The following is a 5483-nucleotide window of genomic DNA, read 5'->3' as shown; positions in this document are numbered from 1 at the left end:
GTACCCGTGCGCGCATCATCATCCTGCCGAACGATCACCTGGAAACCCCGCACTTCGAAGTCCAGCGCCTGCGCGACGACAACCCGGAAGTGCTGAACAACCAGTCCAGCTACGAGATCGCGGCTGCCGAGACCGAAGAGGCGCCGGTGCCGACCGCCACTCGCACCCTGGTACGCCAGGAAGCTGCGGTCAAGACTGCCCCGACCCGCGCCAACGCGCCGGTTCCCGCCGCCGCTGAAGAGCCGCAGCCTGCCGCCCCCGTCGTCGCCCCAGCCCCGAGCGCTCCGGAGCCGAGCCTGTTCAAGGGCCTGGTGAAGTCGCTGGTCAGCCTGTTCGCCGGCAAGGACGAGCCCGCCGCCGCACCGGTTGTCGCCGCCGCCGAAAAACCGGCCGCCGAGCGCAGCCCGCGCAACGAAGAACGCCGTAACGGCCGCCAGCAAAGCCGCAACCGCAACGGCCGCCGCGACGAAGAGCGCAAGCCGCGCGAAGAACGTGCCGAACGTGCTCCACGCGAAGAGCGTCAGCCACGGGAAGAACGCGCACCACGTGAAGAGCGTGCACCGCGTGAAGAACGTGCCCCACGTGAAGAACGTGCACCGCGTGAAGAACGCGCACCACGTCAGCCACGCGAAGATCGCCGCAGCAACCGCGGTGAAGAGCGCGTGCGCGAGCTGCGTGAACCGCTGGATGCCACCCCACCAGCCGAACGCGAAGAACGCCAGCCACGCGAAGAGCGTGTAGCCCGTGAAGAGCGTGCTCCACGCGAAGAACGCGCACAACGTGAAGAGCGTGCACCGCGTGAAGAACGCGCACCACGCGAAGAACGTGCGCCGCGTGAAGAACGTGCACCACGTGAAGAACGTGCACCACGTGAAGAACGCGCACCCCGCGAAGAACGCGCCCCACGTGAAGAACGTGCACCGCGCCCACCACGCGAAGAGCGTCAGCCAAGCGCCGCTGAAGGTACAGCCGAGCAGGCTGCCGAGCTGGCCGAAGAGCAACTGCCGAACGAAGAGCTGCTGCAAGACGAGCAAGAAGGCACCGATGGCGAGCGCCCGCGTCGCCGCTCCCGTGGCCAGCGTCGTCGCAGCAATCGTCGTGAACGCCAGCGCAATGCCAATGGCGAGCTGATCGACGGCGACGAAGAAGGCAGCGAAGAGCAGCCACAGCAGCACCAGGCCACCGAGCTGGGTGCCGAACTGGCCGCCGGCCTGGCCGTCACTGCTGCTGTCGCCAGCAGCAATATCAGCGCCGACGCCGAGGCCCAGGCCAATCACCAGGCCGAGCGCGCCACCGCCGAAGTCGCTGCCACTGCAGAAACCGACAACAGCGAAGCCGTCCAGCCGGTTGAGCAGGCTGAAAAAGCCGAGCAGGTCGAAGCGGTCGCCAAGGCTGAAGAAGCCGCCGTTGCCCCAGCTGTGGAGCAACCGGTCAGCGAGCCTGTCGCCGTGGTCGAGGCAACTGCCGAGCCTGTGGTGGAAGTGGCTCCAGCGCCGGCTGCCGAAGCAGCACCGGTGATCGAGTCGACCGTTGTTGCCGAAGCCGGGGCTGTTGAAGCACCGGCAGAAGCCCCCGCTGTCGAAGCCGGTGAAATCGAACAGGCTCCGGCCGTGATCGAAATCGCTCCGGTTGCCGAGCAAGCTGCCCCGGTTGTCGAAGCCCAGCCAGAAGTGGTGGCCGAGCCTGCACCTGCAGTGGTCGAGCCTGCAGTTGACGAAGCCCCTGCTGTGGTAGAGCCTGCCACTGTCATGCTGTCTAACGGCCGTGCGCCGAACGACCCGCGTGAAGTGCGCCGCCGCAAGCGTGAGGCCGAGGCTGCTGCCAAGGCCGCACAGCAAGCTGCTGTAACTACCGAGGAGCCAGCCCTGGAAGCCGCCGATGAGCACAAGCCTCATCACGGTTGATAACCAAGGCTGAATGAAAAAGCCCCGCCAGTGCGAACTGGCGGGGCTTTTTCTTGGCCGGGGGTTTTGCCTGCAACAGCGAACAGGCCAGTACAGGCAAGGAATCAGTAGAGATTAGGCTCCATCTCCAGCTCAACCCCAAACCGCTGCAGCACATCCGCCTGGATCTCCAGCGCCAGCGCATGCATCTGCGCCCCGCTCGCCTGGCCGTAGTTGACCAGCACCAGAGACTGCAAGCGATGCACGCCCGCATCCCCTTCGCGATAGCCCTTCCAGCCCGCCTGCTCGATCAGCCAGCCCGCTGCCAGCTTCACCTGCCCATCAGCCTGGGGATAAGCCACCACCCCCGGATGCTGGCCACGAATACGCTCGACCAGCTCAACCGCTACCACCGGGTTCTTGAAAAAGCTTCCGGCATTGCCGAGCTCCGCCGGGTCTGGCAGCTTCTCGCGGCGAATGCTGCAGATCGCATCACTGACCGCCTGAGCTGTCGGCTGGGTCACGCCCTGCTCGGCCAGGCGCTGGCGCACCGGGCCGTAGTCCAGGTGCGCCCGCAAGGTCCGGCTCAAGGCAAACCGCACACGCAGGATCAACCAGCGGCCCGGGCTGCGCTTGAACAGGCTGTCGCGATAACCGAAGGCGCACTCCGCCAGCCCGAAGTCATGCAGCTGACCGGTCTCACGGTCCAGCGCGGTCAGGCCGGCGAACACGTCCTTGATCTCCACCCCATAGGCACCCACGTTCTGCATCGGCGCAGCCCCTACCGTACCCGGGATCAGGCTGAGGTTCTCCAGCCCGCAGTAGCCCTGCGCCAGCGTCCACTGCACGAACGGATGCCATGGCTCACCGGCCTCGGCCTCGACTACGACACGTTCGCCGTCATCACTGAGCACGCGGCGACCGCGGCTGGCCATGTGCAGCACCAGCGCATCGATATCACGGGTCAGCAACAGGTTGCTCCCGCCCCCGATCACCAGTACCGGCAGCCCCCGTTGGTGCGCCATGCTCAGGGCCTGGCGCACTTGCTGGTCATCGTGCGCCTGGCTGAAATACCGCGCCTTCACGTCGATGCCGAAGGTGTTGTACGGCTTGAGCGATACCTGCTCCTGCCACTGCACTGTCATAGCCGCCCCTTGATTTCCAGCACCAGCGCCTGGCAGGCCGCTTCAACCAGGTCGAGCACCTGCTCGAAACCGTCGGCACCGCCGTAATACGGGTCTGGCACTTCATCCAGTGCAGCACCGTAGCGGCGCAGGAACAGGTCAAGCTCACCTGCCGAGGTATGCGGGCGCAGGGCGCGCAGATCGCGGAGGTTGCTCTCGTCCATGGCCAGGATCAGGTCATATTCGGCAAAATGTGCCGCCTTGACCTGCTGCGCACGCTGCTGCGACAGGTCGTAACCACGCGCCAGCGCGGCTTTGCAGGTACGGCTGTCGGGGGCCTTGCCGACGTGCCAGTCACCGGTGCCGGCCGAGGCCACATGCACCCGGTCGGCAAGCCCGGCGGCTTGCAGTTGCTGGCGCAGCACGCCTTCGGCGGTGGGCGAGCGGCAAATGTTGCCCAGGCACACGAACAGGACGCGCATCAGGCCTCCAGCAAGCGCCGCACGCGCTCCAGGTCTTGCGGGGTATCCACGCCCACGGCAGGCGCCTCGATGGCGTCCTCGACGTGAATCCGCACCCCATGCCACAGGGCCCGCAGTTGCTCCAGCGCTTCGGTCTGCTCAAGCCAGCACGGGCCCCAGCTGACGAAGTCCTGCAGGAAGCCGACGCGGTACGCGTACATGCCGATGTGGCGGCGGTAAGGTACGCCCGGCGGCAACTGGCTGCGGTCATTGGCGAAGGCATCGCGGGCCCACGGCAGCGGCGCGCGGCTGAAACTCAGGGCCAGGCCATGCTTGTCGCTGACCACCTTGACCGCATTGGGGTTGAATACGGTTTCCGGCTCATGCACCGGCTCGGCCAGGGTGGCGATGCCAGCCTCTGGGTGAGCGGCCAGGTTGGCGGCCACCTGGTCGATGATCACCGGCGGGATCAGCGGCTCGTCGCCCTGCACATTGACCACGATGGCGTCGGCGGGCAGGCCGAGCTGCGCAGCCACTTCGGCCAGGCGGTCGGTGCCCGACTCGTGATCGACACGGGTCATCAGCACTTCAGCACCAAACGCCTGGCAGGCCTCGAAGATGCTGGTGTCGTCGGTGGCGATGACCACCCGGCTGGCGCCGCTTTTGCGCGCCTGTTCCCAGACATGCTGGACCATCGGCTTGCCGGCGATCAGCAGCAGCGGTTTGCCCGGCAGGCGCGTGGACCGCAGGCGGGCGGGGATCACCACAGTGAAATTCACGCTCATTTGTCCAGACGCTCGTCGTCGGTCAGGGTCCGCGCTTCGCTTTCCAGCATCACCGGGATGCCGTCGCGGATCGGGTAGGCCAGGCCGGCGCCCTTGCTGATCAGCTCGGTCTTGTCGGCGCTGAGCTTGAGCGGGCCCTTGGTGATCGGGCAGGCCAGGATATCGAGCAGTTTGGTGTCCATTGGAGGCTTCCTTGAGGCCAGATGGCCGGAAAATGAAAAAAGCTCAGGGCTTGCGCAGCAAGCGCCGCAGCTGGCTGTCGAACCAGGCGCTGAACGCCGCGGTGGGCTGGGCCTCGACGGCCAGGTACCACCAGTCGTCAGCAGCGAAGGCCCGGCATTTAACCGCGTCCTTCTCGGTCATCACCAGCGGCAACGGCGGGCTGAAAGCCAGGCGCTCGGCGCTGAACTGCGCATGGTCGGCGAAGGGGTGCGGCAGCGGCTGCCAGTTTAGCCCCAGCAGGGTGTTGAAGAAACGTTGCGGGTTGCCGATACCGGCTACCGCATGCAGACGCTGGCCGGCGGGGAAATAATCGAGCGCGCGGCGCTCGCCACTGCGCAGGTTGACCAGCGCGCTGGGCTGCAGGCAGAAGCCGAAGCCATCGGCGCGGTCTGCGCTGGCGCCGTTGAACAGTACCGCGTCAGCGTCTTGCAAACGTTCGGCAGGCTCACGCAGGGGGCCGGCGGGCAGGCAGTGGCCGTTACCCAGGCCGCGGGCAGCATCGATCAGCACCAGCTCCAGGTCGCGAGCCAGGCGGTAGTGCTGCATGCCGTCATCACACAGGATCAGGTCGAGGGGTTCGCTGGCCAGCAGTGCCTGCACCGCGCGCGAGCGGTCGGGGTCGATCATCAGCGGCACGCCGGTGCGCTGCACGATCAACAGCGGCTCGTCACCCGCCTGGGCAGCCAGCTGGTCAGCCCGCACCCGCCAAGGCAGCTGTGGTGGCTTGGCACCATAGCCACGGCTGACCACGCCGACCTTCAGGCCCTGCTGGCGGCAGTGCTCGATGAGCCACAGGATCATCGGCGTCTTGCCGGTACCGCCCACGGTAATGTTGCCCACCACGATGACCGGCACCGGCGCCCGGTAGCTGGCGCTTTCACCACTGAGAAAACGCGCCCGCTTGCCCGTGACCACACGGCGGTACAGCGCCTCCAGCGGGCGCAGCAGCGCCAGCGCCGGGTGGCCGGCGTACCAGGCAGCGAGCAGGCGGTCGGCGAAGGCCATCAG

General features: G+C 66.8%; 5 protein-coding genes and 1 pseudogene. 1 reads left to right on the top strand and 5 read right to left on the bottom strand.

Annotated features, from left to right (window positions below):
* A pseudogene (locus HP546_RS24975) lies at window positions 1–1904 on the top strand (ribonuclease E); the annotation flags it as partial.
* A 104-nt stretch (window positions 1905–2008) separates the two neighbouring features.
* On the opposite strand, the gene murB reads toward HP546_RS24975, so the two are convergent.
* The 5 genes from murB to lpxK are packed head-to-tail and all read right to left on the bottom strand — an operon-like array spanning window position 2009 to window position 5480.
* Window positions 2009–3028, bottom strand: coding sequence for a UDP-N-acetylmuramate dehydrogenase (murB, locus tag HP546_RS24970; protein WP_172230902.1), 1020 nt, complete (start codon window positions 3026–3028; stop codon window positions 2009–2011).
* On the bottom strand, window positions 3025–3489 hold the full coding sequence (locus HP546_RS24965) for a low molecular weight protein-tyrosine-phosphatase (protein ID WP_172230899.1): 465 nt from the start codon (window positions 3487–3489) through the stop codon (window positions 3025–3027). Before HP546_RS24965 ends, murB begins: the two co-directional genes overlap by 4 nt.
* On the bottom strand, window positions 3489–4253 hold the full coding sequence (kdsB, locus tag HP546_RS24960) for a 3-deoxy-manno-octulosonate cytidylyltransferase (protein WP_172230896.1): 765 nt from the start codon (window positions 4251–4253) through the stop codon (window positions 3489–3491). Before kdsB ends, HP546_RS24965 begins: the two co-directional genes overlap by 1 nt.
* Window positions 4250–4435, bottom strand: a complete 186-nt coding sequence (locus HP546_RS24955; protein WP_003247142.1) for a Trm112 family protein — start codon at window positions 4433–4435, stop codon at window positions 4250–4252. The genes kdsB and HP546_RS24955 overlap by 4 nt, the downstream gene beginning before the upstream one ends.
* Window positions 4436–4478: 43 nt before the next feature.
* Window positions 4479–5480 (bottom strand): tetraacyldisaccharide 4'-kinase, encoded by a 1002-nt coding sequence (lpxK, locus tag HP546_RS24950; protein ID WP_172230905.1) that lies wholly within the window; start codon window positions 5478–5480, stop codon window positions 4479–4481.
* Between the last annotated feature and the right edge of the window lie 3 nt (window positions 5481–5483).

Source organism: Pseudomonas sp. CM25 (assembly GCF_013179705.1).
Classification (GTDB): domain Bacteria; phylum Pseudomonadota; class Gammaproteobacteria; order Pseudomonadales; family Pseudomonadaceae; genus Aquipseudomonas.
The sequence above is the reverse complement of the archived record's forward strand: the minus strand, read 5'-3'. Positions and strand labels throughout refer to the sequence as shown.

Coding starts and splice junctions, on each gene's coding strand:
- murB (WP_172230902.1), bottom strand. CDS start 3,028: ATGACAGTGCAGTGGCAGGAGCAGGTATCGCTCAAGCCGTACAACACC.
- HP546_RS24965 (WP_172230899.1), bottom strand. CDS start 3,489: ATGCGCGTCCTGTTCGTGTGCCTGGGCAACATTTGCCGCTCGCCCACC.
- kdsB (WP_172230896.1), bottom strand. CDS start 4,253: ATGAGCGTGAATTTCACTGTGGTGATCCCCGCCCGCCTGCGGTCCACG.
- HP546_RS24955 (WP_003247142.1), bottom strand. CDS start 4,435: ATGGACACCAAACTGCTCGATATCCTGGCCTGCCCGATCACCAAGGGC.
- lpxK (WP_172230905.1), bottom strand. CDS start 5,480: ATGGCCTTCGCCGACCGCCTGCTCGCTGCCTGGTACGCCGGCCACCCG.